The organism is Streptomyces sp. SUK 48 (assembly GCF_009650765.1).
Lineage (GTDB): Bacteria > Actinomycetota > Actinomycetes > Streptomycetales > Streptomycetaceae > Streptomyces.
In genome coordinates this window covers 2,120,664-2,146,646 of sequence record NZ_CP045740.1, presented here as the reverse complement: position 1 = coordinate 2,146,646, position 25,983 = coordinate 2,120,664, and the positions used below count along the sequence as shown (strand labels likewise).

The 25,983-nt window shown below is 71.7% G+C and carries 27 protein-coding genes and 1 pseudogene; 10 read left to right on the top strand and 18 right to left on the bottom strand.

Annotation, left to right across the window (positions count from 1 at the left end; genetic code table 11):
* Positions 1–819: a PaaX family transcriptional regulator C-terminal domain-containing protein gene (locus tag GHR20_RS09065; protein WP_153812887.1), complete on the bottom strand. Its 819-nt coding sequence runs from the start codon at positions 817–819 to the stop codon at positions 1–3.
* A 15-nt stretch (positions 820–834) separates the two neighbouring features.
* Entirely contained in the window at positions 835–2,427 is a 1,593-nt protein-coding gene (locus GHR20_RS09060) for an AMP-binding protein (protein ID WP_153812886.1), read from the bottom strand.
* A gap of 153 nt (positions 2,428–2,580) precedes the next feature.
* Between GHR20_RS09060 and GHR20_RS09055 the strand changes: the two genes are divergently transcribed.
* The 3 genes from GHR20_RS09055 (at position 2,581) to GHR20_RS09045 (ending at position 4,662) form a co-directional block, all read left to right on the top strand.
* The gene (locus GHR20_RS09055) at positions 2,581–3,714 is read left to right on the top strand and encodes an acyl-CoA dehydrogenase (protein WP_153812885.1); all 1,134 of its coding nucleotides are present in this window, start codon (positions 2,581–2,583) and stop codon (positions 3,712–3,714) included.
* Positions 3,711–4,109 carry a RidA family protein gene (locus GHR20_RS09050; RefSeq protein WP_148026149.1) on the top strand — a complete coding sequence of 133 codons (399 nt, stop codon included), beginning with the start codon at positions 3,711–3,713 and terminating at the stop codon, positions 4,107–4,109. Before GHR20_RS09055 ends, GHR20_RS09050 begins: the two co-directional genes overlap by 4 nt.
* 91 nt (positions 4,110–4,200) lie before the next feature.
* Positions 4,201–4,662 (top strand): DUF6299 family protein, encoded by a 462-nt coding sequence (locus tag GHR20_RS09045; protein ID WP_153812884.1) that lies wholly within the window; start codon positions 4,201–4,203, stop codon positions 4,660–4,662.
* Positions 4,663–4,819: 157 nt separating this feature from the next.
* Here GHR20_RS09045 and GHR20_RS09040 read toward each other — a convergent pair whose 3' ends face one another.
* The 4 genes and pseudogenes from GHR20_RS09040 to GHR20_RS09025 form a co-directional block, all read right to left on the bottom strand.
* On the bottom strand, positions 4,820–5,020 hold the full coding sequence (locus GHR20_RS09040) for an acyl-CoA carboxylase subunit epsilon (RefSeq protein WP_148026147.1): 201 nt from the start codon (positions 5,018–5,020) through the stop codon (positions 4,820–4,822).
* An 11-nt stretch (positions 5,021–5,031) separates the two neighbouring features.
* Positions 5,032–6,564 carry an acyl-CoA carboxylase subunit beta gene (locus tag GHR20_RS09035; protein ID WP_187279280.1) on the bottom strand — a complete coding sequence of 511 codons (1,533 nt, stop codon included), beginning with the start codon at positions 6,562–6,564 and terminating at the stop codon, positions 5,032–5,034.
* Between the two features lie 211 nt (positions 6,565–6,775).
* Complete coding sequence (locus tag GHR20_RS09030; protein ID WP_148026790.1) at positions 6,776–7,573, bottom strand: AfsR/SARP family transcriptional regulator; 798 nt, start codon at positions 7,571–7,573, stop codon at positions 6,776–6,778.
* 286 nt (positions 7,574–7,859) lie between these two features.
* Positions 7,860–7,953 (bottom strand): annotated as a pseudogene (locus GHR20_RS09025).
* Positions 7,954–8,129: 176 nt separating this feature from the next.
* Here GHR20_RS09025 and GHR20_RS09020 point away from each other — a divergent pair.
* From GHR20_RS09020 to fabI, 6 genes are all read left to right on the top strand, one after another.
* Positions 8,130–9,137, top strand: coding sequence for a DUF2156 domain-containing protein (locus GHR20_RS09020; RefSeq protein WP_111580936.1), 1,008 nt, complete (start codon positions 8,130–8,132; stop codon positions 9,135–9,137).
* Between the two features lie 66 nt (positions 9,138–9,203).
* A complete protein-coding gene (locus GHR20_RS36735) occupies positions 9,204–9,353 on the top strand; it encodes a hypothetical protein (RefSeq protein ID WP_164932611.1) in 150 nt (49 codons plus the stop codon).
* Positions 9,354–9,647: 294 nt separating this feature from the next.
* Positions 9,648–10,748: an acyl-CoA desaturase gene (locus tag GHR20_RS09015; protein ID WP_111580937.1), complete on the top strand. Its 1,101-nt coding sequence runs from the start codon at positions 9,648–9,650 to the stop codon at positions 10,746–10,748.
* A gap of 144 nt (positions 10,749–10,892) precedes the next feature.
* A complete protein-coding gene (locus tag GHR20_RS09010) occupies positions 10,893–12,266 on the top strand; it encodes an MFS transporter (protein WP_111580938.1) in 1,374 nt (457 codons plus the stop codon).
* A 28-nt stretch (positions 12,267–12,294) separates the two neighbouring features.
* Complete coding sequence (fdxA, locus tag GHR20_RS09005) at positions 12,295–12,621, top strand: ferredoxin (protein ID WP_111580939.1); 327 nt, start codon at positions 12,295–12,297, stop codon at positions 12,619–12,621.
* Positions 12,618–13,385 (top strand): enoyl-ACP reductase FabI, encoded by a 768-nt coding sequence (gene fabI, locus GHR20_RS09000; protein WP_037654306.1) that lies wholly within the window; start codon positions 12,618–12,620, stop codon positions 13,383–13,385. The genes fdxA and fabI overlap by 4 nt, the downstream gene beginning before the upstream one ends.
* A 59-nt stretch (positions 13,386–13,444) precedes the next feature.
* On the opposite strand, the gene serS is transcribed toward fabI, so the two are convergent.
* From serS to GHR20_RS08940, 12 genes are all read right to left on the bottom strand, one after another.
* Positions 13,445–14,722, bottom strand: a complete 1,278-nt coding sequence (gene serS, locus GHR20_RS08995) for a serine--tRNA ligase (RefSeq protein WP_111580940.1) — start codon at positions 14,720–14,722, stop codon at positions 13,445–13,447.
* On the bottom strand, positions 14,706–16,190 hold the full coding sequence (locus GHR20_RS08990) for an APC family permease (RefSeq protein ID WP_153812883.1): 1,485 nt from the start codon (positions 16,188–16,190) through the stop codon (positions 14,706–14,708). Before GHR20_RS08990 ends, serS begins: the two co-directional genes overlap by 17 nt.
* Positions 16,191–16,300: 110 nt before the next feature.
* The gene (locus GHR20_RS08985; protein ID WP_148026787.1) at positions 16,301–17,521 is read right to left on the bottom strand and encodes a beta-ketoacyl-[acyl-carrier-protein] synthase family protein; all 1,221 of its coding nucleotides are present in this window, start codon (positions 17,519–17,521) and stop codon (positions 16,301–16,303) included.
* A complete protein-coding gene (locus GHR20_RS08980; RefSeq protein WP_111580943.1) occupies positions 17,521–17,751 on the bottom strand; it encodes a phosphopantetheine-binding protein in 231 nt (76 codons plus the stop codon). The genes GHR20_RS08985 and GHR20_RS08980 overlap by 1 nt, the downstream gene beginning before the upstream one ends.
* Positions 17,752–17,786: 35 nt before the next feature.
* Positions 17,787–18,794 carry a beta-ketoacyl-ACP synthase III gene (locus tag GHR20_RS08975; protein WP_111580944.1) on the bottom strand — a complete coding sequence of 336 codons (1,008 nt, stop codon included), beginning with the start codon at positions 18,792–18,794 and terminating at the stop codon, positions 17,787–17,789.
* Positions 18,791–19,771: a VlmB-like protein gene (locus GHR20_RS08970; protein ID WP_111580945.1), complete on the bottom strand. Its 981-nt coding sequence runs from the start codon at positions 19,769–19,771 to the stop codon at positions 18,791–18,793. Before GHR20_RS08970 ends, GHR20_RS08975 begins: the two co-directional genes overlap by 4 nt.
* Complete coding sequence (locus GHR20_RS08965; protein ID WP_111580946.1) at positions 19,768–20,316, bottom strand: flavin reductase family protein; 549 nt, start codon at positions 20,314–20,316, stop codon at positions 19,768–19,770. Before GHR20_RS08965 ends, GHR20_RS08970 begins: the two co-directional genes overlap by 4 nt.
* Positions 20,313–20,846 carry a hypothetical protein gene (locus GHR20_RS08960; protein ID WP_111580947.1) on the bottom strand — a complete coding sequence of 178 codons (534 nt, stop codon included), beginning with the start codon at positions 20,844–20,846 and terminating at the stop codon, positions 20,313–20,315. Before GHR20_RS08960 ends, GHR20_RS08965 begins: the two co-directional genes overlap by 4 nt.
* Positions 20,847–20,866: 20 nt before the next feature.
* Positions 20,867–21,349, bottom strand: coding sequence for an SRPBCC family protein (locus GHR20_RS08955; protein WP_111580948.1), 483 nt, complete (start codon positions 21,347–21,349; stop codon positions 20,867–20,869).
* A 2-nt stretch (positions 21,350–21,351) separates the two neighbouring features.
* Positions 21,352–22,647, bottom strand: a complete 1,296-nt coding sequence (locus GHR20_RS08950) for an aminotransferase class III-fold pyridoxal phosphate-dependent enzyme (RefSeq protein WP_111580949.1) — start codon at positions 22,645–22,647, stop codon at positions 21,352–21,354.
* Positions 22,648–22,721: 74 nt separating this feature from the next.
* Positions 22,722–23,864 (bottom strand): acyl-CoA dehydrogenase family protein, encoded by a 1,143-nt coding sequence (locus GHR20_RS08945; RefSeq protein WP_148026786.1) that lies wholly within the window; start codon positions 23,862–23,864, stop codon positions 22,722–22,724.
* Between the two features lie 27 nt (positions 23,865–23,891).
* Entirely contained in the window at positions 23,892–25,523 is a 1,632-nt protein-coding gene (locus GHR20_RS08940; protein ID WP_037654324.1) for an aldehyde dehydrogenase, read from the bottom strand.
* 260 nt (positions 25,524–25,783) lie between these two features.
* On the opposite strand from GHR20_RS08940, the gene GHR20_RS38300 reads away from it, so the two are divergent.
* Positions 25,784–25,975 carry an acyl carrier protein gene (locus GHR20_RS38300; protein WP_237520301.1) on the top strand — a complete coding sequence of 64 codons (192 nt, stop codon included), beginning with the start codon at positions 25,784–25,786 and terminating at the stop codon, positions 25,973–25,975.
* The last annotated feature ends 8 nt before the right edge of the window (positions 25,976–25,983 follow it).

Sequence of the window (25,983 nt, the reverse complement as noted above, 5' to 3'; positions counted from 1 at the left end):
TCAGGGCTGCTGTCGCGCGAACTCCGCGCCCGCGTTCCGGAGTCGCTCGTGCAGCGCCCGGAAGACCTCCGAGGAGCGCACGCCCGGCCAGTCGGCCGGGAGCAGGTCGGTGGGCAGGCCGGGGTCGGTGTACGGCAGGTGGCGCCAGGAGTCGAGGGTGAGCAGGTAGTCGCGGTAGGCGTCCTGCGGCGGGGTGTCCGCGCGGTGTTCCCAGGCGTGCAGCAGCGGGGCGTGGGTGTCCAGGAAGCGGATGTGCTCCTTGGCGATCGAGGCGAGGTCCCACCAGCGGGCGACCGCCTCCGGGGTGGGGGCGAAGCCCAGGTGGTCGCCGCGGAAGAAATCGACGTACGGGTCCAAGTGGAGGCGGCGCAGGGTGTGTTCGGTCTCGTCGTAGAGACGGGACGGGGCGATCCAGACGCCGGGGGCGGCCGTACCGAAGCCCAGCGCGGACAGGCGGGAGCGCAGCACATGGCGCTTCTGGCGCTCCGTCTCCGGCACCGAGAAGACCGCCAGCACCCAGCCCGCGTCCTCGGGCGGCGCGGCGGCGTAGATGCGGCGGTCGCCGTCCTCCATCAACTGAAGTGCCTCGGAGGAGAGTTCGTATCCGGCGGCACCGGCCTCCGTGCGGGCGGGCAGCAGCAGGCCGCGGCGCTTGAGGCGGGACACCGAGGAGCGGACGGATGGCGCGTCCACGCCGACCGCGGCCAGCAGCCGGATCAGCTCGGCGACGGGCACCGGGCCGGGCAGGGAGCGGCCGTACGCGCCGTAGAGCGTGACGATGAGGGATCTGGGGGCGTGCTGCTCGGACACGATGATCATCTTAGGTCGTCGGCATCACTGCTGGTCACCTGGGATGCGCAGGCGGAACCTCTGCAACTTGCCGGTGGCGGTGCGGGGGAGGGCGGACAGGAAGACGAACTCGCGCGGACACTTGTACGGCGCCAGTTCGGCGGTCAGGAACGCGCGCAGCGCCTCCGGGTCGCGGGTCGCGCCCTCGCGCAGCACCGTGTAGGCGACCGCCACCTGACCGCGGACCGCGTCCGGGCGGCCGACCACCGCCGTCTCCATCACGTCCGGATGGCGCAGCAGGGCGTCCTCCACCTCGGGCCCCGCGATGTTGTACCCGGCCGAGATGATCATGTCGTCGGCGCGGGCCACATAGCGGAAGTAGCCGTCGGCCTCGCGGATGTACGTGTCGCCGGTGATGTTCCAGCCGCCGCGCACGTACTGGCGCTGGCGGGGGTCCGCCAGATAGCGGCAGCCGACCGGGCCGCGCACGGCCAGCAGTCCGGGCTCGCCGTCCGGCAGCGGGGTGCCGTCCGGCCGCTGCACCCGCGCCTGCCAGCCCGGCACCGGCACGCCCGTGGCGCCCGGTCTTATGCCGTCGTCGGCGGCGGAGACGAAGATGTGCAGCAGCTCGGTCGCGCCGATCCCGTTGATGATCCGCACTCCGGTGCGCTCGTGCCACGCCCGCCAGGTCGCCGCGGGCAGGTTCTCCCCGGCCGACACGCAGCGCCGTAGCGAGGAGACGTCGTGGCCGTCCAGGTCGTCCAGCATCGCGCGATAGGCGGTCGGGGCGGTGAACAGGACGGAGACGCGGTGCTCGGCTATCGCGGGGAGCAGCCGGCGCGGGCCGGACTGTTCCAGCAGGAGGGCGCTCGCGCCGGCCCGCAGCGGGAAGATCACCAGGCCGCCGAGGCCGAAGGTGAAGCCGAGCGGGGGGCTGCCCGCGAAGACGTCGTCGGCGCGGGGGCGCAGGACGTGCCGGGAGAAGGTGTCGGCGATGGCCAGCACGTCCCGGTGGAAGTGCATGCACCCCTTCGGGCGTCCCGTGGTGCCCGAGGTGAAGGCGATCAGGGCCACGTCGTCGCTGGCGGTGTCGACCGCCGGGTAGGGGGTCGCGGGCGCGGTGCGGCGCAGCAGGTCGTCGGGGCTGTCGCCGCCGTACGTCGTGATGCGCAGCCCGGGGATCTCGGCCTTCGCCAGGTCGTCCACCGCACGGGCGTCGCACAGCGCGTGGCTCACCCGGGCGATCTCGCAGATGGTCGCCAGTTCGTGCGGGCGCTGCTGGGCCAGCACGGTGACCGCGACCGCGCCCGCCTTCAGCACCGCGAGCCAGCAGGCCGCGAGCCAGGGGGTGGTGGGGCCGCGCAGCAGCACCCGGTTGCCGGGGACGACGCCCAGCTCGCCGGTGAGCAGGTGCGCGATCCGGTCGACCCGGGCGCGCAGTTCGGCGTACGTCCACCCGGGCCCGTCCGGGGTGCGGAAGGCCGGGCGGGCGCCGTCGGCGTGGTCGAGGAGCTCCACCGCGCAGTTCAGCCGGGCGGGGTAGCGCAGCTCCGGCAGGTCGAAGCGCAGCTCGGGCCAGTCCTCCGGCGGCGGCAGGTGGTCGCGCGCGAAGGTGTCCACATGCGCCGAGAGATGCATGGCCTTGCCCCCTTGCCGTGACGGACGTCCGGACGGGCATTCCTGGCGGGCTCGCGGTTCGAGCGTATCGTGTTGGTGACGGCAGTCAACTGTGCGCGATAACGTCGTACGGGTGGACGGTCGCCGTGGTCCGTCCCGGAGGGAGGACCGGCAGTGCCCGCATTCTCACTCGACCCGGATCGGCTGGCCTGGTGCGCGCGACTGCGCTCGCTCGCCGCCGAGGAGCTGCGCCCGCTCGCCGACAAGGGCGCCCCCGGCCGTGTCAACCGGCCCCTGCTGGCGGCGCTCGGTCAACTCGGCCTGCTGGGCAGGCTGTTCACGTCCGGCGCGCTCGATCTGTGCCTGATGCGGGAGTCGTTGGCGCAGGGCTGCACGGAGGCGGAGACCGCCCTCGCCCTCCAGGGGCTCGGCGCCCACCCCGTGCACGCGCACGGCACCCCGGCCCAACGGGAGCGCTGGCTGCCGAAGGTCGCCGACGGCGGTGCGGTCGCGGCCTTCGCGCTGAGCGAGCCGGGCGCCGGTTCGGACGCGGCCGCGCTGGCGCTCGCGGCCGAGGAGCGCGGGGCGGGGGAGTGGCGGCTGACGGGGGAGAAGTGCTGGATCTCCAACGCGCCCGAGGCCGACTTCTACACCGTCTTCGCGCGCACCGGGCCGCGGGCCGGCGCCCGGGGCGTGACGGCGTTCCTCGTCCCCGCCGACCGGCCCGGACTCACCGGCCGCGCCCTGGAGATGATCTCCCCGCACCCCATCGGCGCGCTCGACTTCGACGCCGTGCCCGTCACCTCAGACGATGTGCTCGGCGAGGTCGGCCGGGGCTTCGCCGTCGCCATGGGGACGCTCAACCTCTTCCGGCCCAGCGTCGGGGCGTTCGCGGTGGGCATGGCGCAGGCGGCACTGGACGCGACCGTGGCACACACGCGTCAACGTCAGGCTTTCAAGGGTCGGTTGATGGACCTCCAGGCGGTGGCGCACCAGGTTGCGGAGATGGCGCTGCGCACCGAGGCGGCCCGGCTGATGGTGTACGCGGCGGCGAGCGCGTACGACGAGGGCGCGCCCGATGTGCCCCGCCGCTCCGCGATGGCCAAGCTGCTCGCGACGGAGACCGCGCAGTATGTCGTCGACACCGCGGTGCAGTTGCACGGCGCGCGCGCCCTGGAGCGCGGTCATCTGCTGGAGCACCTCTACCGCGAGGTGCGCGCGCCGCGTATCTACGAGGGTGCGAGCGAGGTCCAACGGGGCATCATCGCCAAGGAGTTGTACGCCGCATACGAGGAGGACGCACGGTGACGACCGAACGTGTCAACCCGCCCGAGCTGTCCCCGGCCACGGGGTTCTCGCACGCCGTCGTCGCGGCCGGGTCCAAGGTGGTGTTCCTAGCCGGGCAGACCGCGCTCGACGGCACGGGGAAGATCACCGGCGACACGCTGGCCGAGCAGTTCGAGCGGGCCCTGGGCAATCTGCTCACCGCCCTGCGCGCGGCCGGCGGCACCCCCGAGGACCTGGCCCGGGTCACGGTGTACGCCACGGACATCGCCGAGTACCGCGCGCGGGCGGGGGAACTGGGGCGGCTGTGGCAGGAGGCGGCGGGCCGGGTCTATCCGGCGATGGCCGTCGTTCAGGTCGTACGACTGTGGGACGAAACGGCGCTCGTGGAGCTGGACGGGTTCGCCGTACTGCCGTGACGCGCCACCGCCCGGGTGACGGTCACGCCCGCAGGGGTGGGTGACGGGTACCAGTGGATACCCCCGAAACGGTGCAAACCTGGAGGTATCCATGCCTGTCCGCCCCGCCCTCGCCGCGGTTCTCGGTGGCGCCGCCCTGCTGGCCCTCACCGCTGGACCGGCTCACGCCGCGGCATCGGTCCGCACCGCGGTGCCGGCTCATGCCGCTCCCGGCGAGTTCGTCACCGTCGACACGGTCGGCCGTCTCGCCGCCGACGGCACCGTCACCCTGACCGGCACCTACCGCTGCGCCGGCAACACCGGCCCGGTCTTCGTGACGTCTTCCCTCAGCCAGCGCGACCCCCGGGTGCGGCACGGCATCGGCGGCACCGTCGCGCGCTGCGACGGCATGACGCACAACTGGTCCAACTCCGGCCGGGTCACCAGCGAGACCCTCCGGCCCGGCGCGGCCCACGTCCAGGCCACGGTGATGGAACTGCGCCCGGTCGGGCTGGTGCCGCTGCCGGTGTTCCACGCCACCGCCGACCAGGACGTCACCCTGGTCCGGGGGTGATCCGGGGCGGCCACGCAGGAGCCGAAGCCGCAGCCGATGCCGCAGCCGCAGCCGCAGCCGCAGCCGCAGCCGAAGCCGCATCCGGAGCAGGAGTCGGAGCCGGGGCCCAGGGCAGGCGCACCCGTACCGGTGGTGCGCCCCCTGGGCCGTGCGGGGGTTACGCCCGCTGCCAGCTGTGCGGCGCGTGGAAGGAGTGCGGGCGCCAGGCCGTCGTGCCCGGGGAGGACGCGTCGGTGCCGGGGCCCGCGAGGGCGCTGCGGCTGAGCAGGAGGACGGTCAGGGCGGCCAGTTCCTCGGCGGTGGCTTCGCCCCTCTCGACCCGGATGGGGGGAGTGGGGGAGGGCGTGGACACGGACATGGGGACCTCCGTCATTGAGGGGGGTTGCCGTGCTTGCGGGCGGGGCTCTCCGCGTGCTTCGTGCGGAGCATCGCCAGCGACCGCACCAGGACCTCACGGGTCTCGGCGGGATCGATGACGTCGTCGACGAGGCCGCGCTCGGCGGCGTAATAGGGGTGCATCAGCTCGGACTTGTACTCCTTGACCAGCCGCGCGCGCATGGCCTCGGGGTCCTCGGCGTCGGCGATCTGGCGGCGGAAGATGACATTGGCCGCGCCCTCCGCGCCCATCACCGCGATCTCGTTCGTCGGCCACGCGAACGTCAGGTCCGCGCCGATCGACTGGGAGTCCATGACGATGTACGCGCCGCCGTACGCCTTGCGCAGGATCAGCGAGATGCGCGGCACGGTCGCGTTGCAGTAGGCGTACAGCAGCTTCGCGCCGCGGCGGATGATGCCGCCGTGCTCCTGGCCGACGCCCGGCAGGAAGCCCGGCACGTCCAGCAGGGTGACCAGCGGGATGCTGAAGGCGTCGCACATCTGCACGAAGCGCGCGGCCTTTTCGGACGCCTCGATGTCGAGGACGCCCGCGAGGGACTGCGGCTGGTTGGCGATGATGCCGACGACCTGGCCGTCGAGGCGGGCGAGCGCGCAGATGATGTTGCGGGCCCAGCGCTGGTGGACCTCCAGGAACTCGCCGTCGTCGACGATCTCCTCGATCACCTTCGTCATGTCGTACGGCCGGTTGCCGTCCTCCGGCACCAGATCGGCCAGCGCCTCGCAGCGCCGGTCGGCCGGGTCGGAGCACTCCGTCCGCGGCGGGTTCTCCCGGTTGTTGCCCGGGAGCAGCGACAGGAGGTATCGGACCTCCTCCAGGCAGGTCTCCTCGTCGTCGTAGGCGAAGTGGCAGACCCCGCTCGTCTCGGCGTGCACGTCCGCGCCGCCCAGGCCGTTCTGGGTGATCTCCTCGCCGGTGACCGCCTTGACCACGTCAGGTCCGGTGATGAACATCTGCGAGGTCTCGCGGACCATGAACACGAAGTCGGTCAGCGCGGGGGAGTAGGCGGCGCCGCCCGCGCACGGGCCGAGCATCACGGAGATCTGCGGGATCACTCCGGAGGCGGCCGTGTTCCGGCGGAAGATGCCGCCGTAGCCGGCGAGCGCGGTCACGCCCTCCTGGATGCGGGCGCCCGCGCCGTCGTTCAGGGACACGAGCGGTGCGCCGGCCGCGATGGCCATGTCCATGATCTTGTGGATCTTGGTGGCGTGGGCCTCGCCCAGCGCGCCGCCGAAGATGCGGAAGTCGTGCGCGTAGACGAAGACCGTACGGTCGTCGACCGTGCCCCAGCCGGTGATCACACCGTCGGTGTAGGGCTTCTTCGCCTCCAGGCCGAAACCGGTCGCCCGGTGCCGGCGCAGCGGCTCGACCTCTTGGAAGGAACCGGGGTCCAGGAGCAGTTCGATCCGCTCCCGTGCCGTCAGCTTGCCCTTGGCGTGCTGCGCCGCGGTCGCCTTCTCGCTCGGGCCGGCGAGCACGCTCTCGCGTATGCCGGCCAGTTCCGCGATATGGGACTTCATCTCTGCCTGCCTCTGTGGTGAGGTGACGTGACATCGGACGCTGCCCGCGCCGGACCGTCGCCGGGGTGATCCGGACACGATCGTGGCAACGCGGTCTGACCGGGCACTGACGGGCCGCTTACGGTCCGCACCGCCGCACCCGGACCGCCCCCCGCGCTCACCCGACCGCCTCTCGCGCTCACCCGACCGCCCCCCGCGCTCACACCGGCTGCAACGCCGTCGGGACCAGGTGATCGCCGGTGAGCGCCGGATCGTGCGAGAGGATCGCCAGCTCCACCTTGCGCAGCGCGGGCGACGGCTGGATGCCCAGCTCCTCGTCCAGCCTGCGGCGCATCCGGCGGAACACGTCGAGCGCGTCGGCCTGCCGGCCCGAGCAGTACAGGGCGACCATCAGCTGCTCGCAGAAGCGCTCGCGCAGCGAGTGGTTGGTGTGCGCCTCGGCCAGCTCCGCGAGCACCGAGGCATGTCTGCCCAGGCGCAGTTCGGCGTCGAAGCGCAGTTCCATCGCGCGCATCCGGTACTCCTCGTACCGGGCCCCGGCGAGCTGGCACATGGTGCCGCCGGGGAAGCCGCCGAACACCGGGCCCCGCCACAGCGCGAGGGCCTCGCCGAGCATCCGGGCGGTGCGCTCCGGGTCCTTGGGCCCGGCCGACTCGGCCTGCCGTACGGCCCGTACGAACTCCGCCGCGTCCAGCTCGCCCTCGCCGACGCTGAGCCGGTAGCCGGCCGGATGGATGGTCACCCGGGAGGCGGGGCGGTCCGGCTCCAGCGCCCGCAGCCTGCGCCGCAGCCGGCTGATGTGCGCCTGGAGGGCGTTGGCCCGATGGTCGGGCAGGGTCTCGCCCCACATCTCCTCCGCCAGGCTCTCCCCGGACACCGGCCGGCCCTCACTGACCAGCAGGGTCTGCACCAGAGTGCGCTGGAGATCGCCGCACACGTCCGCCTCGCCGGCGGTGGTGCGTATCTCCAGCGCTCCGAGAACGGAGAACCTCAGCATATCTTTCCCCCTAGATGACAATTCCTCGCCGACGGTGTTTCCGGAGTGGTGCTGCCGTGAAAGAAAGAATGTCCGAACGCGCCTTGCCCCGGCGGGCCTCGACCTGTACCGCGGCCCGCCGGGGCGTTAGCTCCGCCGGGACGGGGGGCGGCCGGCGGCTTCTGGGTGGTGCCGGTGCCCGAATGCGTTCGGAGGAGCACCGGCTGGTGGTGCCGAATTCATGGACGGACGCCTGCGATGTCCCACCGTCCGGGGCGGGAAGCGCGTCCAGCCATGGTTCCGGCCGTGGCGGAGAGGGCAGGATTTGAACCTGCGTGGGCTGTTGGGCCCGACCAGCGCGGTGCACGTGGTCCCCGATCGGCCACTCCGGGCACCTCTCCCCGTGTCCGGCTCCGGATTCCGGCGCCGTTCACGTCAACTACTTTGGCAGTAACGGCTGACGGAATGCTGACGCGGTTCTGACACAGGTAAATGAATGCCCAACTGCTCTTTTCCGGGGCAACGTTACGGTGCTGTACTCCCTTTGACGGAAAACGCTCCCGAAAGGGGTCAGGAAATGACCGCGATCACCACCGAGACCGGTACGGACAGGCTGATTCTCGACGCCGTACGAGCCCACACCACGAGCGAGAACCCGAGTTCCTTCCTCGCTCTCAACAGCGGAAACAGTGCCTTCACCGTCCCGGGCGTGGACGGTGTCGTCGTCTACCGCCGCACCGGCCGCTGGGCCGTGCAGTTCGGCGGCCCGTTCGCGGCCGAGGGCGACTACGACACCCTCCTGGACGCCTTCCGGACCTACGTCCGCGACGAGGGCCTGAGCCTGGTCGGCGTGCAGCTCCAGCGGGCCGACGCCGAGCGGTACGCGGCGCGCGGCTGCGTCGTCAACCAGATCGGCGCCTCCTGGGCGGTGAGCCTCGCGGACTTCACGCTGCGCGGCACCAAGTTCATGCAGCTGCGCAACAAGATCTCCCGCGCGCTGCGCAACGGCCTCCAGATCCAGGAGGTCGACGCGACCGAGGTCGCCGACGACATCGCCGTGATCGACAGGGCGTGGCTCGGCTCCAAGGGCGGCGCGCAGCAGCTGGAGTTCCTGGTCGGCCAGATCGGCGGGCCCGCCCAGGCGCAGCGCCGGCTGTTCAGCGGCACCATCGACGGCGAGCCGGTCGCCTACATCTCGTACTCGCCGGTCTACGGCAGCCGGGCCGGCTGGATGCACGACCTCAGCCGGCGCATCCCCGAGGGCTCGCCGGGCCTGATGGAGGCCATCAACGCGCACGCCATCGAGGTCTTCCGCGCCGAGGGCGTCGAGTGGCTGCACTTCGGCTTCACGCCGTTCACCGGGCTCGACGCCGGACACGAACTCGACGGCCACAGCCCGGGGTTCCAGTGGTTGATGCACGCCCTGTGGGCCGAGGGCGCGGCGCTGTACCCGGCGCAGACCCAGCTGTCGTACAAGCAGAAGTGGGCCCCGGACGTGCTGATCCCCGAGTACGTCGCCTTCGACGGGCCGCAGGCGTCGCTGCCCGGCTTCGCGCACATCTTCCGTGCCTGCAAGGCGTTCTGACACCCGCCCCGCACGGTCCCGCACCGCACCGCACCACACCGCCCCGCACCGACAGGAGACGATGAAATGAGCCAGTCCACCGAGGACCTCTCGCACGCCGTGGTCGAGCAGCTGATGGCCGTCATCGGCGCCCCCGACGACGCCCAGGTCGCCGAGACCGCCGACGCCGCCGTGCGCGCCCTGGACGACCGCCTGCGCGCCGAGGCGACCGCCTGAGTGGCCGACGGGCGGCCCGGGTGCCGGCCGTCGGGGCCCGCCTGGCCCGATCAGACCGGTATCAGTGCCACATCAGTGGTGCACGGAACGCTGGAACTACGTTCGCCCGGTGGTCCGGGTCCGGGAGTGCCGCACTGTACTCCCGTCGCCCGGGTCCGCCGGGCGGGCCACAGCCCGCGGCGGTGACGCCACGCGGGAGCTGAAGTCGACTCGCGGCGCCCGCCGGTCCGCAGGTCCGCGGGGCAGCGGCGCCGCCGCCCGCTATCGGGCACTTTCTCCCAAGGAGAGCAACGCATGCAGCGTCCGCACATACAGGAAGCCGTGGCCGCGGCCGCGCCGGGCGGCGAACGCACCGGCGCGTCGGCCACCTTCGCCGAACTGCTCAAGCGGGTCAAGGCCGAGGGCCTCCTCGATCTGGACCCGCGCTACTACGTGGGCAAGCTCGCCCTCAACACCGCCCTGCTGGCGATCGGGTTCGCCGCGTTCTTCGAACTGGGCAACAGCTGGTGGCAGTTGCTCACCGCCGTGTGGATGGGCCTGTGCGGCGGCCAGTCGGCGTTCATGTGGCACGACGCCGGTCACAAGGCCATGTTCCGCAGCAAGAAGGCCGCGTCCGCCGTCGGTTACGTGCACGCCAACCTGGTCAACGGGGTCAGCTACGGCTGGTGGGTCAACCACCACAACCGGCACCACTCCAACCCCAACCACCTCGACATGGACCCGGACATCGGCCGGCGCACCGCCATCTTCGACATCAAGCAGTACCCGACCCGCACGGGCACCCAGAAGCTCGTGGTGCGCTACCAGAGCGTGATGTTCTTCGTGCTGCTGGTCCTCGAGGGCTTCAAGATGCTGAAGACCGCGGTGGTGTCCATCACCGGCGGCAAGACCAAGCGCCCGCTGCTGGAGACCTCCCTCATCCTGCTGCGCGCCGCCGTCTACCTCACCTGCGTCTTCACCGTCCTGTCCCCGGGCCTCGCGGTCGCCTTCATCGTCGTCCAGCACGCCGCCCTCGGCGTGTACTTCGGCATGATCTTCGCCCCGAACCACAAGGGCATGGAGGTCCGCGACGGCGAGGTGGAGACCCTGGACTGGTTGCAGCGCCAGGTGCTCACCTCCCGCAACATCCGCCCCAGCCTGTTCATCGACTTCCTGTACGGCGGCCTCAACTACCAGGTCGAGCACCATCTGTTCCCGGCCATGCCGCAGAAGAGCCTGCCCCGCGCCCGCGAGCTGACCATGGAGTACTGCGCCGAACGCGGGGTGCCGTACCACGAGGTCGGCTTCTGGCGCTCGTACCGCGAGGTCGCCTCCTTCCTCCACAAGGTCAGCGCCCCGGTGCGCCGCGGTGACGTCGACGAGCAGATCCGCCGCCAGGCCATGGAAGCGGCCTGATCCCCCCACCCCCCTTGTCCACCTCCTCCTCACCCCCACACCTGGCCCCCGGGCCGCACGCCCGGGTCCGCCGGTGACCCGGGCGGTTCCTTCCCCAGCAGCACAGCGACAGCGTGCGACAGCAGTTTCCAAGGAGCCAGCCCCATGTCCCAGACCACCGCCGCGGCCGGCGGTCGCACCGCTCCCGTCCCGATCGGCGCCCGCCTGGACCGCATGCCGATCACTCCCCTGCACCGAAGACTCACCGCGGTCATCGGAGTCGGCCTGTTCTTCGACACCTTCGAGAACAACCTCTCCGGCACCATCGGAAAAGTGCTGCAGAGCGACTTCGGCTTCGGCACGACCTCGCTCAAACTCGTCCTGGCCTCCGCGTTCGTCGGCCAGTTCATCGGATCCCTGACGCTCGGCCGGATCGCGGACCGGTTCGGCCGGCGTCGGGCCTTCCTGGTCAACCTGGCGATCTACTCGGCCTGTTCACTGCTCGGCGCCTTCGCGCCGAACGCCGCCTGGCTGATCGTCACCCGCTTCCTCGCCGGTCTCGGCATCGGCGCCGAACAGGCCCTCTCCGACTGCTACCTGGCGGACGTCCTGCCCGCCTCCAAGCGCGGCCGGTTCATCGCCTGGGCCTACACCCTCGCCTTCTGCGGGGTGCCCGCGGTCGGCTTCGCCGCCCTGTGGCTGGTGCCGCTGTCCCCGCTCGGCGTGGCCGGCTGGCGCTGGCTGTTCGTGCTCGGCGCCCTCGGCTCCGCCGCCGTGTGGGTGCTGCGCCGCCAGCTGATCGAGTCCCCGCGCTGGCTCGCCGCCACCGGCCGCACCGAGGAGGCCGACCGCCTGGTCGCCCGCATGGAGGCCGAGGCGGCCGGAGCGGGACTGCCCCTGGAGCCGCCCGCCCCGCGGCAGGACACCGGGGCCCCCGCGCGGCAGGCCCGCCTCCGTGACATCTTCCGGCCCGGACTGCTGCGCCGCACCCTCGTGCTGTGGGTGTTCTGCGTCCTGTCCGTCGTCGGCTACTACGGCTTCGGCACCCTCGCCCCGCAGATCGTCGCCGCCAAGGGCTACGGCGTCGTCGCCGGACTCGGCTTCACCGCGCTGTCCTTCCTCGGCTACCCGGTGGGCTCCGCGCTGGTCCTGCCGATCGTGGACCGCATGGAGCGCCGTACCCTCGTCGCCCTCTCGGCCGGCGCGATGGTGGTCGCGGGGCTCGGCTTCGCCTACGCCGGGTCCGCGGAGCTCATCGTGCTGTGCGGCTTCGCCTACACCCTGTTCAGCAACGTCTTCTCCAGCGTCTCGCACGTGTACCTCTCCGAGCAGTACCCGACCGAGATCCGGGCCACCGCCGCGGGCGCCGCGTACTCGCTGTCCAAACTCAGCGCCGGCGCACTGCCGTTCGCGCTGCTCCCGGTCCTCGACGCGCACGGCCCCGGCGCGCTGTTCGCCGTCATCGCCGCCGCCATGGCCGTCCTCGCCGTCACCGTGCTGTCCCTCGGCGAGCGCACCACCGGTGTGTCCCTGAAGTGAACAACCCCTATCGATCAAGGAGTTGAGCATGGCCTACGTCATAGGACTGCCCTGCGTCGACATCAAGGACCGCTCCTGTGTCGACGAATGCCCCGTGGACTGCATCTACGAGGGCCGCCGCGCCCTGTACATCCATCCGGAGGAATGCGTGGACTGCGGAGCCTGCGAACCGGTCTGCCCGGTCGACGCCATCTACTTCGCGGACGACCTGCCCGAGGAGTGGGGCGACGACCACGCCGCCTCCAACGCCGACTTCTTCGCCACCCTCGGCTCGCCCGGCGGCGGCAGCGCGGCCGGTCCCCAGGACCACGACTCCCCGCTGGTGAGCACCCTGCCGAAGAAGGTGTCGGCATGAGCGGCATCCTCGCGGGCAAGCGCATCCTGGTGACCGGCGTGGTCACGGACGCCTCCATCGCCTTCCATGTGGCCCGGATCGCCCAGGAGGAGGGCGCCGAGGTGCTGCTCACCGGGTTCGGGCGGCTCTCCCTGATCGAGCGGTTCGCGGCGAAGCTGCCCAAGCCCGCCCCCGTCATCGAGCTGGACGTCACCGACCAGGACCACCTGGACACCCTGGCCGAGCGGCTCGGCGCGCACACCGACGGCCTCGACGGCGTGGTGCACTCCATCGCCTTCGGCCCCCAGGGCGCCTTCAACTTCCTCGACGGCACCTGGGACGACGTCTCGACCGCCGTGCACGTCTCGGCGTACTCCCTCAAGTCCCTGACCACCGCCTGCCTTCCGCTGCTCAAGCAGCGCGGCGGCTCGGTCGTCGGGCTCACCTTCGACGCGGCCGTGGCCTGGCCGCACTACGACTGGATGGGCGTCGCCAAGGCCGCCCTGGAGTCCACCAGCCGCTATCTCGCCCGCGACCTCGGCGAGTTCGGCATCCGCAGCAACCTGGTCGCGGCGGGCCCGCTGCGCTCCATGGCCGCCAAGTCCATCCCCGGCTTCGGTGAACTGGCCGACGTCTGGACCACCGGGCGGGCCCCGGCCGGCTGGGACCTCACCGACCCGGAGCCGGCCGCCCGCGGGGTCGTCGCCCTGCTCTCGGACTTCTTCCCGCGCACCACGGGCGAGATCGTCCATGTGGACGGCGGGGTGCACATGATGGGCGCCTGACGGCGCGCACACGGGAAGGGGGCGGGTGCCGGACCGGCACCCGCCCCCTTCCCGTGGTGTCACTCGGTGATGCCGCCCGGCAGGATGCGCCGGAACCCGGTGTACGGCTGGAGCGCCGCCGGCAGCAGCACCGAACCGTCGTCCTGCACGCCCTGCTCCAAGAGCGCGGCCACCGTCCGGCCGATCGGCAGCGCCGAGCCGTTCAGCGTGGCGGCCGGCGACTTGCGGCCGTCGGCCCGCTTGACCCGGATGTCCGCGCGGCGCGCCTGGAAGGTGCCGCAGTCGGACACCGAGGAGATCTCCCGGAAGGCGTCACCGCCCGGCAGCCACACCTCGATGTCGTACGTCATCCGCGCCGAGAAGCCCATGTCGCCCGCGGGCAGCAGCACGGTGCGGAAGGACAGTTCGAGCCGGCGCAGGCACTCCTCGGCGTGCCCGACCATCAACTCCAGCTGCTCCTGCGCCTCTTCGGGGGCGCAGATCCGCACCAGCTCCACCTTCTCGAACTGGTGCAGCCGCAGCACACCGCGGGTGTCGCGGCCGTACGCGCCCGCCTCCGCGCGGAAGCAGGGGGTGCGGGCGGTGAAGGCGTACGGCAGCGCCCGCGCGTCCAGCAGCTCGCCGGAGACCAGGTTGGTCAGCGGCACCTCCGCGGTCGGGATCAGGAACAGCTCCCGCTCGCCGACCTGGGTGCGGAAGAGGTCCTCCTCGAACTTGGGCAGCTGCCCGGTGCCGGTCATGGTGTCCCGGGAGACCAGGTACGGCACCGACTGCTCGGTGTAGCCGTGCTCGCGGGTGTGCAGGTCGAGGAAGAAGTCGGCGAGGGCGCGCTCCAGGCGGGCCCCGGCGCCGTGCGCCACGCTGAACCGGGCGCCGGACAGCTTGGCCGCGGCCTGCGGGTCCAGGATGCCGAGGGCCTCGCCGATCTCCGCGTGGTGCCGGGCGCCCTCGGCCGGGCGCGGCGCGGGACCGCCCCGGCGCACCTCCACGGCCTCCTTCTCGGAGTCGCCGTCCGGGACGCTGTCCAGGGGCAGGTTGGGGATGCCCAGCAGCAGTTCGGTCAGGTCCGCCGCGGCCACCCGGGCGACGCCCTCCGCCTGCTGTACCTCGGCGCGCAGCGCGCGGGCAGCCTCCTTCTCGGCCTCGCTGGGCGGGCCCGAACGGCGGGCCTTGGCCGTCCTGTTCAGCTCGGTGCGCAGCCGGGTCACCTCGGCGTTGGCGGCCGTACGGGCGCGCAGCGCACCGCCCACGGCGTCCAGGTCGAGCTCGTAACGGCGGCGGGCCAGGCGGCGCTTGGCGTCCTCGCCGGCCTCGATCAGCTCATTGGGATCGTGCATGGCGGTCTCCTGACGGGGTGAGGGTGAGGTCGGGGGCGGCGGGGGTGGCGGTGTGCCGGGTGCCGAGCTGCCGGTAGCGCAGCGGGTGGGCGCCGCGCAGCCGGGCCGCGTAGAGGAGCCCGCCGAGCGCGACCAGCGGCAGCAGCCAGGGCAGCGCGGCGATCACCTGGGAGGGGGAGCCGGTGAGCATGTCGAAGTTGCCGACCACCAGCCAGACGGAGGTGGCGAGCCCGGCGAAGCCCAGCAGCGGGGCGAGGGTCTCCTTCCACCAGTGCCCGTGCCCGGCGCGCAGCCGCAGCCCGAGCACCGACAGCGCGGCCAGCGCCTGGAGGGTGACGATGCCGAGGGTGCCCAGGCCGAGCATGCTGGTGGTCAGGTCGGCGTACGGGTCCAGGCCCGCCACCGCGAACCCGGCCAGCACCAGCGCGGTCAGCATGCTCTGCCACACGCTCGCCCGGTGCGGGGAGCCGTGCCGGGCGTGCTCGGCGGCCAGCGTGCGGGGGAGCAGCCCGTCCTGGGCGAGGACCTGGGCGTAGCGGTTGGCGGCGCTGTGCAGGGCCAGCGTCGCCGCGAACAGGCTGGTGCACAGCAGGACTTGGAGCAGTGTGCTGCCCGCCGAGCCGAGGAAGTCGTCGCCGAGCCCGAAGAACAGGTCGCCCATCTGCTTGCCGGCGACCTCGCGCACGTGGTCCGGGCCGATCGCGCCCACCGCCAGCCAGCTGGTCAGCGCGTAGAACCCGGCGATCAGCGCGGCGGCCGCGTACGTCGCCCGGGGCACACTGCGCTCCGGGTTGCGCGCCTCCTTGCCGTACAGCGCCGCCGACTCGAACCCGATGAAGGACACGAACGCGAACATCAGCGAGACACCGACGCCGGGGCCCGCGGCGGTGTGCGGGGAGAACGAGGCGGCGGGCAGCGCGTGCACCCCGTGCCGGACGAGGATCGACACGTCCAGCGCCGCCAGCACCCCGATCTCGCCCAGCATCAGCAGGGCCAGCACCCGGGCGCTCAGCGCGATCTCCCGGTAGCCGAGCACCGCGGTCAGCACCAGCCCGACCGCCGCGCACCACTCCCAGGACACCGTCAGCCCATGGGCGGCGAGCACGAGCTGGGTGAAGTACCCGAGCGCGCCGGCCAGCCCGATGGTCGCGCAGTTGTACGACAGCAGGGCCATGTACCCGGCCGCGACCGCCGGGGGTCTGCCGAGTCCGTCGGCGACGGAGGCGTAGAACCCGCCGGACCCGCCGGTGCGCCGCGCGCTGACCGCGTACCCGGCCGAGAAGCAGAGCAGGGTCACCCCGGCGAACAGGAACGCCGCCGGCACTCCGGCCCCGTCGCCGAACGCGAACGCGAGCGGGACGGTGCCGACCATCGCGGAGAGCGGGGCCGCGGCGGCGACGATGAGGAACAGGATGTGCGCGGTACCGAGCCGCCCCGAGACGGGCGGCGAACCACTGGTGGTGGACATGGGTGCTCCAGATATGGGGAGTGGGGTGGGGACTGTGGGGGGTGGGTCAAGGCCAACAGCCGCCCGCGGAACGTGCTCAGCGGACGGCTGTTGGAATGCGGGGCGTCTGCTCAGGCGGGCGCGATCGCCAGAGCGGTGTTCTGCCCGCCGAACCCGAGGGAATTGCTCAGCGCCAGATCGATCGGCATCTCGGTCAGGGTCTGTGCCAGCTTGATCTCCATCCGGGCGTCCGGCATCACCAGGTTGGCGGTGGGCGGGATGATTTCGTGCTCGACGCTGAGCACGGTGAACGCGGCCTCGACCGCGCCCGCCGCGCCCAGCAGATGCCCGGTGACCCCCTTGGTGGACGTCACCACCGGATCGCCGCGCAGCGTCCGCTGGATCATCCGTGCCTCGGACAGGTCGTTCAGCGGCGTCGACGTACCGTGCGCGTTGACGTGCTCGACGTCGTCGGGGTCGGCGCCCGCGTCGGCGAGCGCGGCGCGGACCGCCGCCTCGATGCCGGCGCCGTCGGGATGCGGCGACGTCATGTGGTGGGCGTCGGCCGTGGCGCCGTACCCGATGATCCGCCCGTGGATGTGCGCCCCACGGGCCCGCGCGTCGGCGACGCGCTCCATCACCAGGATTCCGGCCCCCTCGCCGGCCACGAACCCGTCGCGGTCGGCGTCGAAGGGGCGGGAGGCGGACGCCGGGTCGTCGTGCCGCTTGGACAGCGCGCCCATCTGGGCGAACCCGGCCATGACCAGCGGGGTGATCATGGCTTCGCTGCCGCCGGCCAGCACGATGTCGCAGCGGCCGAGCGCCAGCAGATCCCGGGCGGTGCCGATGGCCGTCGCGCCGGACGCGCACGCGGTGGCCACCACCAGGTTGGGACCGGTCGCCCCGAACTCGATGGCCGTCTGACCGGCCAGCATGTTCGGCAGCTGCATCGGCAGCAGCAGGGGTGACACCCGGTCCGCGCCCTGCTCGCGCAGCACATGGTGCTGTTCCTCGACCGTGCCAGGGCCGCCGTCGGCGCAGCCGAGGACCACGCCCACCCGGGCGCCGTCCCAGGTCCTCGGGTCGAGACCCGCGTCGGCCACCGCCTCGTGCGCGGCGACCAGCGCGAACTGCACGAACCGGTCCAGGCGGTGGGCCCGGCGCGCGCTCAGCAGGCTCTCGGGATCGAAGCCGGGCACCCGGCAGGAGAGCTGTACGGGGTTGTCGGCCAGCACCGGATCGAGGGCCGCGGCCGGCCTGCCGTCGCAGACCGCCGCCCAGCTCGGTCCGACCCCGATCCCGCCGGGGGTGATCAGACCGAGCCCGGTGACGGCGATGTCCATCGCGGCCATCAGACCTTCGCGCTCCGCTCCTCCATCAGCGAGACCATGTCGGCCACGGTCTCGGCTTCCAGGAGGTCGTCGTCGCTGACGTCCAGGTCCAGCTCGGACTTCAGCAGCAGCGACAGCTCCACGACGGCCAGCGAGTCCAGCTCGATGTCCTCCCGGGTGGCCTCGGGGGTGATGGCCTCGGGCGACACCTTGAGCTTGTTGGACAGGATTTCCTTGAGCTGCTCCAGCATGACGATTCCTTTCGAAGGTCTTTTCTGACGATCGGTCAGATGGTCTGGAGTTCGGGCCAGACGACCGTGGCCGCGCCCCAGGAGAGCCCGCCGCCGAACGCGGTGAGCAGCACCCGGTTCCCCGCGGTCAGCCGCCCGTCGGCGGTGGCCTCGGCGAGCAGCAGCGGGATCGAGGCGGCACCGGTGTTGCCGACCCGCGCGATATTGCTGAGCCGCCGCTCCTCGGGGATGTCGAGCCGGTCCGAGACGGCCTCCAGGATGCGGGCGTTGGCCTGGTGTGCCGCGAACCGGTCGACGTCCTCCAGGCGCCAGCCGGCCCGTTCGACGGCCTCGGTGGACGCGCTGGTCATCCGCTCCACCGCGTGCCGGTAGGTCTCCCGCCCGAGCATCCGGAAGTAGTGGTCCTCCGGGGCGGCCGGGCGGCCCGAGGAGCGCTGCTTGGAGCCGCCCGCCGGGACCTCGATCAGATGGCTCAGCTCGCCGTCGCTGCCGAGCACCAGCGGTCCGAGCGCGCCGGGTTCGTCCGGCGAGCCGGCCCGCAGTACCACCGCGCCCGCGCCGTCCGCGAAGATCACGGCGGTGGTGCGGTCCTCCGGGTTGATGATCGTGGTGAAGGCGTCGGCGGCGATCAGGAGCACGCTGTCGGCGACCCCGGAGGCGATCAGCCCGGCGGCGGACGCGAGGCCGTACAGGAACCCGGAGCAGACGGCCGCCACGTCGAAGGCGGGCACCTGGCCGAGCCCGAGCCGCGCGGCCACCTGGGGGGCGGTCGCGGGGCAGGGCTGGTCCGGGGTGGTGGTGGCGAGCACCACCGCGCCGACCTGCTCGTCGCCCGCCGACTTCAGGGCCCGCAGGCCCGCCTCCACCGCGAGGTCGCCGGTGGTGGTTCCGGGGGTGATGTAGAACCGCTCGGCGATGCCGGTACGGGTGCGGATCCACTCGTCGGAGGTGTCGAGGCGCCGTGAGAGGTCCTCGTTGGTGACGATGTTGGGCGGGACGTACGAGCCGATCCCGGTGACGACCGCCGCCCGCCCGGTACTCATGCGCCGGCCTCCGAGGCGAGGACCTCGACGGGCAGGCCCATGTACTCCATCCGGACCTCGGCCATCTCGTCGGTCCACTGCTCGGCCATGTCGTAGCGCTGGTCGGGAGTGGTGTCGAGGAGGCGGACGCCCGGCCAGACCTCGTAGTCGCCGATCAGGTCGGCGTGCTTGAACATGCCTTCCTGGAACAGCTCCTCGCGGTGGATGACGAACTCGCGGTCCGGCAGCTCGTCCCACAGCTTGACGCCCGAGCGCAGGATCTCCAGGAGCCGGGGGGTGTACTCGGGGTGCTCGACGAGGTGGTCGCGCAGGATGGTGCTGGCCACGGTGAGGTGGCGGATCTCGTCGATGGCGGTGCCGCGGGAGATCTCGCCGGTCGCCGGGGACAGCGGGGTCCACTTGCGCTCGCTGAGCTCGGCGGCGGGGGCGAGGACGCCCTCGATGATGATGGCGAACACCCCCACGCCGCCGGGGAAGTCGGCCTTGTCGCGGACGATGTCCAGCGTGAAGTCCACCACCGGGTTCAGGACCCGCTTGCGGTAGTCCTGGGTCATCTCCTCGATCTCCCGCAGCAGGGCGCTCTGCGGGATGCCGAGATCCACCAGGTGCTGGCGGAAGACACGGGCGTGCCGGGCCTCGTCGATCAGCTGGGTGGCGTAGAACTCCATCTCGGGGATGGAGGGCGCGATGGTCACGTAGTGGCCGAGCAGCCGGGTGGCGAGCTCCTCGGAGAGGGCCCGGAAGCCGAACTCCAGGATCAGGGCCTCGCGCAGCGGGCCGGGGGCCTTCAGGAAGTCGGGGGTGAGGGCGTCCACATGGTGGCCGGTGGCACCTCGGTCGCGCAGGGTGCCCTGGGCGACGGAGGTGAACCAGTAGGCGAGGTCGCACTCCTCGGGGCCGAGGGTGAGTTCCTTCGCGCCGTCCAGCAGGCCGGGGGCTTTCTCCCAGTCGGCCTCGGGGGCAACGGGTGCGGTCATGATGCGGCGGTCTCCTTCGCCGGACGCAGGGAACCGGCGTACAGCCCGCCGGTGTAGCTCAGCAGCGGCAGGCCCTCGTCCGCGGTGGCCCGGACGACATGGCCGAGCAGCAGCTCGCTGTCGCCCGCGGTGTGCGCGGAGTGGAACCGGCAGACATAGTGGGCGAGGGCGCCCGCGAGCAGCGGGGCCTGGGCGTAGCGGTCGGTGGTCCAGGCGAGGCCGGCGAAGGCCGCGCTGCCCTCGGGCCGCGAGCTGACCGCGAACCGCCGTGCCACGTCGGCCTGTTCGCCGCCGAGCACATTGATCGCGAACCGGCCCTCGGCGGCGGCGCGGCGGCCGAAGGACGAGCCCGCCCGCAGCACCACCCCGACCAGCAGCGGCGAGCGCGAGACCAGGGTGACGGTGCTCGCGGTGGTGCCGTGCATCCGTTCCTCGGGGCCCGTGGTGAGCACGGACACCGCGGAGGCCAGGTGGTACAGGGCCCGCCGGCGCTCGGCCGGGTCCTGGCGCACCGCCCGGCGTACCGGGGTCGCGGCGGTGGTCATCGCACGGCCTCCGTCTCGCGGACGACGGGCCGCGCGGGGACGTGCCCGACCGGCACCGGGTCCATCGCGTGCCCCACCGGCTTGGGATGCGGCAGCCCCAGGTCGTCCAGGAGGCGGAGGTACCCCTCCTGGCGCACCGGCTCGAAGGGCAGCGCGAAGGACTTCATGAAGTTGCCGAACAGGCCCCGGTCGCCGAAGAGATGGAACGGCAGCACCAGCAGCGCCCACTCCGGCTTGACCAGCAGGCACCACAGCGCGGCGACCGCGCCCTGGGTGATGAGGCTGTGCATGACGTTGTACAGGACGTAGTACGCCTTGTGGATCGGCTGCCCGCCGCTCTTGCGGAAGGCGATGGCGCCGGGGATGTAGCCGATCAGGTCGATGTAGAGGAACAGCCCGAGCGCCGGCAGCCAGCGGATGTCACCGAAGTGGTAGATGATCATCCCGGTGGTGACGGCGAGGCCCACCAGGTACTCGGCGCGGTGCAGCGAGTAGGTCCGTGGGGTCTCGAAGGGATTCGCCTGGTCCATGGTCAGCTCCTTCGGCGGTGCTACGCGCCGACCGTGGCGGGCGTGTTCAGCTCGATGCCGCCCTGGATGCGCACGGCCGGGTACAGACCGGTCAGGGCCCAGGCGACCGTCTCCTTGATGACCCGCTCGGCGATCGGGTCGAGGATGCCCTCCAGGCTCGGGATGCCGAAGTCGAAGTCGGCGTCGAAGCGGACGACGACGTCCTCGCCCTTCTGCTTGACCGACCAGACACCGGTGAAGGAGTCGAAGTCGCCGTCGGACTGCTCGAAGCGGATCTCGCCCGCCTCCGGCAGCACCGTGTCGTCCTCGGTCCAGCGCAGCAGACCGCTGCGGAAGTGCAGCTCCCAGCTGGAGGAGGGCTTGGGCTCGGGGTACGCGGAGTGCACGGTGGTCGCGTTCACGTGCGGCGCGAGGTCCGGGTACTTCTCAAAGCGCCGTACGGCGTGCAGGACCTCCTCGGCCTGCGCCGCGGGAATCAGGGATTCGAGTTCTACGTGCCGCACGATCAGTTACCGCCTTCCGGCATAGTGGCCGCGCCCTTGATGAGATCCCGGGTGGCCAGATCGAAGGAGTTGACGAGGTAGTCGAGGTCGGTGTCGCTCAGCACGGCGGGCGGGGTGAACCGGACCACCGAGCTGCCGTTCATGGAGTGGTTGGCGACCACGCCGTGGTTGAACAGCTCGATCAGCAGCTCGCCGGCGAGGCCCGCCTCGACCAGCTCCACGCCGATGAGCAGCCCCTGGCCGCGGACGTCCACGACCAGCTCGGGGATGTTGCGGTGGGCGACCTCCGCGATCCGCGGCAGCAGCCGGGCGCCGAGGTCCAGGGAGCGGGTGACCAGGCGCTCCTCCTTGACGGCACGGACCGCGCCCAGCACCGAGGCCATCAGCACCGGCTGCCCGGAGAAGGTGGCGGTGTGGACGTAGGGGTCCTTGTCGAAGGGGCGGAACGCCTTGCGGGTGGCGACGGCCGCGGACACCGGCATCACACCGCCGCCGAGCGCCTTGCCGGCCAGCAGCACGTCCGGTACGACGCCTTCGAGGTCGGCGCCCCACCACTCGCCGAGCCGTCCGAAGCCGGACTGCACCTCGTCGAGGATGAGGAAGCCCTCGTACTCGCGGACCAGTTCCTCGACCCGCTTGAGGTAGCCCTTGGGCGGGATGATCACGCCGCCCTCGCCCTGGACCGGCTCCAGGATCACGCAGACCTCGCCCGGGTGGGCGCGCAGCTCGGCCTCCAGGGCGTCGGCGTCGCCGAACGGCAGGTGCTGGAAGTCGGGGATCAGCGGCCGGAACGGCGCCTGGTAGACGTCCTTCGCGGTCGCCGACAGGGCGCCCAGCGTCTTGCCGTGGTAGCCGCCGCGCATCGAGATGGTCCGCTTGAAGCCGCCCGCGCGGGCCAGCTTCAGACCGGTCTCCACCGCCTCGGCGCCGGAGAGCGCGAAGTGCACCCGGTCCAGGCCGGTGGGCATCACCGACACCAGCGCCTCGGCGGCGCGGGCCACCGTCGGCTCCAGCAGGATGCGGGTCGCGGTGGGGTGGGTGCGCAGCTGGCGCTCCACCTCCTCCATGACGATCGGGTGCCGGGCGCCCATGATGAACACGCCGTAGCCGCCCGCGTTCAGGAAGCGCTCACCGTCGCTGGTGGTGAGCCAGGCGCCCTCGGACGCCACCTCCATGTGGCTGCCGAACAGCTCGGCGAGCGTGGCCCGGCCCTTGCTCAGGTGGGCCCGGTAGAGGTTGAGGATCTCGGCCTCGTCGTCGACGACGGGCGCGTGGGGGGAATCGTGCAAGACGGTCACGTGTCACTCACTCCAAGAGAGGGGGACTTTTCAATGCCGTTCAGGGGAGCGCCCCGAAGGGGCGCGGGGCCGCACTACGCGAGAACCAGCGGCCCTCCGTCGAAGTACGTCAGCAGCGGCTCCGACGCGGCGATCCGCGACGGCGGGTGGAAGGCCAGCGCCCTCGTGGCGGCCGCGGCCTGCGCGGACGCGGAGTTCGTGATGAAGTCCATCCCGCCGAGCAGCTCCAGCGCCCGTGCCACGATCCCCGGCAGCGCGTTCTGCACCGCGTAGCGCGCCACCAGCACCCGCGCCACCGACTCCTCGTCGCCCGGCTCGCGGCCGGTGCCCCGGGCCACGCCTTCGAGGAGGGCCAGCGCGGCCTCCATGTCGACGGCGAGCGCGGCCCGCTCGTCCGCGCTGCCCCGCTTGCGGGTCAGCACCTGCTCGACCAGCGCGGCCGCGGCGCCCGCGTACCCCGCCGAGATCAGCATCTCGAACCAGACGAACCCGGCGGACTGGAGGTCGTCCAGGCGCGTGGGATCGTCCGCGCCGGCCCGCACCACCATCTCGCTGGGCACGAACACGTCCTCCAGGCGCACCTCGTCGCTCTCGGCGCCGGCCAGCAGGTCGTTGGCCCAGAACCGCTGCACGGTCAGGCCCGGCGCGTCGGCCGGCACCAGCGCGAGCGCCAGCTCGGGCTCGCCGCCGTCCTCGCCGTGGATCGCCGTGGACGCGGTCAGCAGGCTCATCGAACGCGACAGGCTGCACGGCTTCTTGGAGCCGGAGAGCAGGAAGCCGCCCTCCACCGGGCGCGCGGTCACGGCCGGCTTGAGGATGTTCGCGGCGGTACGGCCCTCCGACCAGCCGGAGGCCAGCACCTGCTGGTCGGGCACGATCTGGTGCAGGAGCTGGGTCTGCGCGTCGGTGAGCCGCCCCGACTTGACGGCGAGCGAGTACAGCATGGCCGCGGTGAAGTGGTGCATGGAGACGGCCGCGACCAGCGAGGGCGACAGGGCGCCGAGCGCCAGCTGCACCCGCAGCGCCTCCAGCGGAGCCGCGCCGTGACCGCCGTACGTCTCGGGGATCAGCAGGCCCACACCGCCGTGGATGCGGAACAGGTCGATCACCGGACTGCCGGGTTTCTCCCGCTCTTCGTAAGGGAGTTGCTCGATTTCCTTGAGCAGTCCTGGGTGGAACCGCTCGCACACGGTCCGGGCGACATCGAGGGTACGCACGGGAAAACCTCCGGGGACGGGGTGGGTTCAGGCGCCGAAGACCGCGTCGTACGGGCTGACGTCGCGGGCGATGCTGACTCCCTGGACGTGGGAGGTCTTGAGCATCGGGTAGTTGGCCTCGCCGAACGCGCCGCCGGTGCGGCCGGTGCCGCCGTGGCTCGGCAGATACGGCAGGAAGCCGATGTGGGAGTCGTTGACCTTCAGCAGACCGCCGTTGACGGTGCGCCGCACGAAGGTCTCGACCACGTGGTCGGAGCGCGACCACAGCGAGTTGCGCAGCCCGTAGTCGTTGCTGTTGACGAACTGGAGGAACGATTCGAGCAGGGCGTCGTCATGATCGCGTTCGGCGACCACGATCGGGATCAGCGGGAAGAAGGTCTCCTCGCGGACCACGTCGTACGTCCGTGCCCGGTCCAGGCCGTCCACCCGGACCACCGTCGGCTGGAGGAACACGCCCGTCTCCGAGACCGTGCCGTCCACCTCGGTGCGGTTGCCGCCGGTGACCAGCTCGGCACCGTTGTCCAGCGCCTGCCGCAGCAGCCGGAAGAAGCGCTCACTGCGCCGCACCGGCGACAGCAGCACGTCCTCCTCCTCGGGCAGGCCCGGCTTGATGCCCTTGACCTGCTCCTTGACCTCGGCGATCAGCGCCTCGGCGACATCCGGGTGGGCCAGCACGTAGTTGGGGACCATGCAGATCTGCCCGGAGCCGTAGAACGCCTCCGTGATCGCCTCGGCCGCCCACTTCACGTCGGCGTCCTTCCAGACCACGATGCCGTCGTTGCCGGCGAGTTCGAGGATCGGCTTCTTGCCGTGGGCGACGCACTGCTGCTCGAAGCGCAGGCCCTCCTGGCTGCCGCCGATGTAGAAGATGTCGTTGATCAGCGGATCCGCTATCCAGCGGTCCATGGTCTGCTTCGGGTTGGAGCAGACCGCGTTGAGCACGCCGGGCGGCGCGTCGAACTCCTCCAGCAGCGGGGCGACGATGTCGCGCAGCAGCCACATGGTGGAGAGCGCGATACTGCGGGGGGCCCGCACGACCACCGCGTTGCCGGCCATCAGCGCCAGCACGCACAGCGCGGCACTCGGCAGCGGGGCGTTCTGCGGCGGGTTGAAGGCGACCACTCCGTCGGGCTGGCGGTGGAGGATCAGGCGGCGGCCGTTGTACTCCTTCTCGACCCGCATCTGCTTGTCGTACCAGCGCAGCGATCCGGGCGCGTAGATCTGGAGCAGGCAGCTCAGCTCCCAGCGAGCGAGCTTGACGGGGTGGGACTCGGCGACCAGCATCCGCAGGAACTCGTCCTCGTGCTTGATCAGTTCCTCGCGGAAGCGGGTGCCGAGCTTCATCCGCCGCTCCAGCGGTACGGCTTGCCACTCGGCGGCGGCCGCCGCGGCGGCCTGCGTGGCGAGGTCGATGGAAGCGTCGTCCGCGATCGCACAACGCCCCACGACGTAGGGGTGCTTGGCCGCCTCGGACTCGGGGTCCTGTTCGAGGGAGCGCTTCAGGCTCACGCTGGTGAACACGTCTTCCAGCAGGGAACGCCCGCTGACGGTGTACACCCAGCCGTCGCCGGCGACGTCTTTGCCCGCGATGTAGAGGTCGTAACTCTTCAATCCGGAAGGTGCCTCAGCACTCTCCTCCTGCGCGGCTTCGCGAAGCATCTTCAGCCTTTCGGATATGGCGTGTGGATTTCTTGAAGCAATGCGAGCGTGACAGCGGAATCTGATCCGGCGCTGACACCCGACTGATCCAGCCAACCCGCCCCACCCGCGCCGTCAGTGGTGCGTCAGCCGCCGCTGCTTGCATGAGGCGCATGTCACCCGTCGACAGCACCATCCAGCGGCTACGTGATCTGCCGCGCAGCGAACTGACCGAGGAAATCGAGACAATCGTCCTCAGGAAATTCAAGGTCGTTCTTCTCATGGACGATTCCGAGGACCTCCCCGTCGACATCTCCTACTTCGATCTCGGGCTCACCTCGCTGCGCCTGACCGAGATACGCCAGAGCCTGGAACAGCTCCTGGATCTGTCGATCAACGTCAATGTGCTCTTCAACGAGCCGACCATCACCCACCTCGTCGACCACCTGACCCAGGCCGTCCAGGAAGCTTGAGGAGTCGT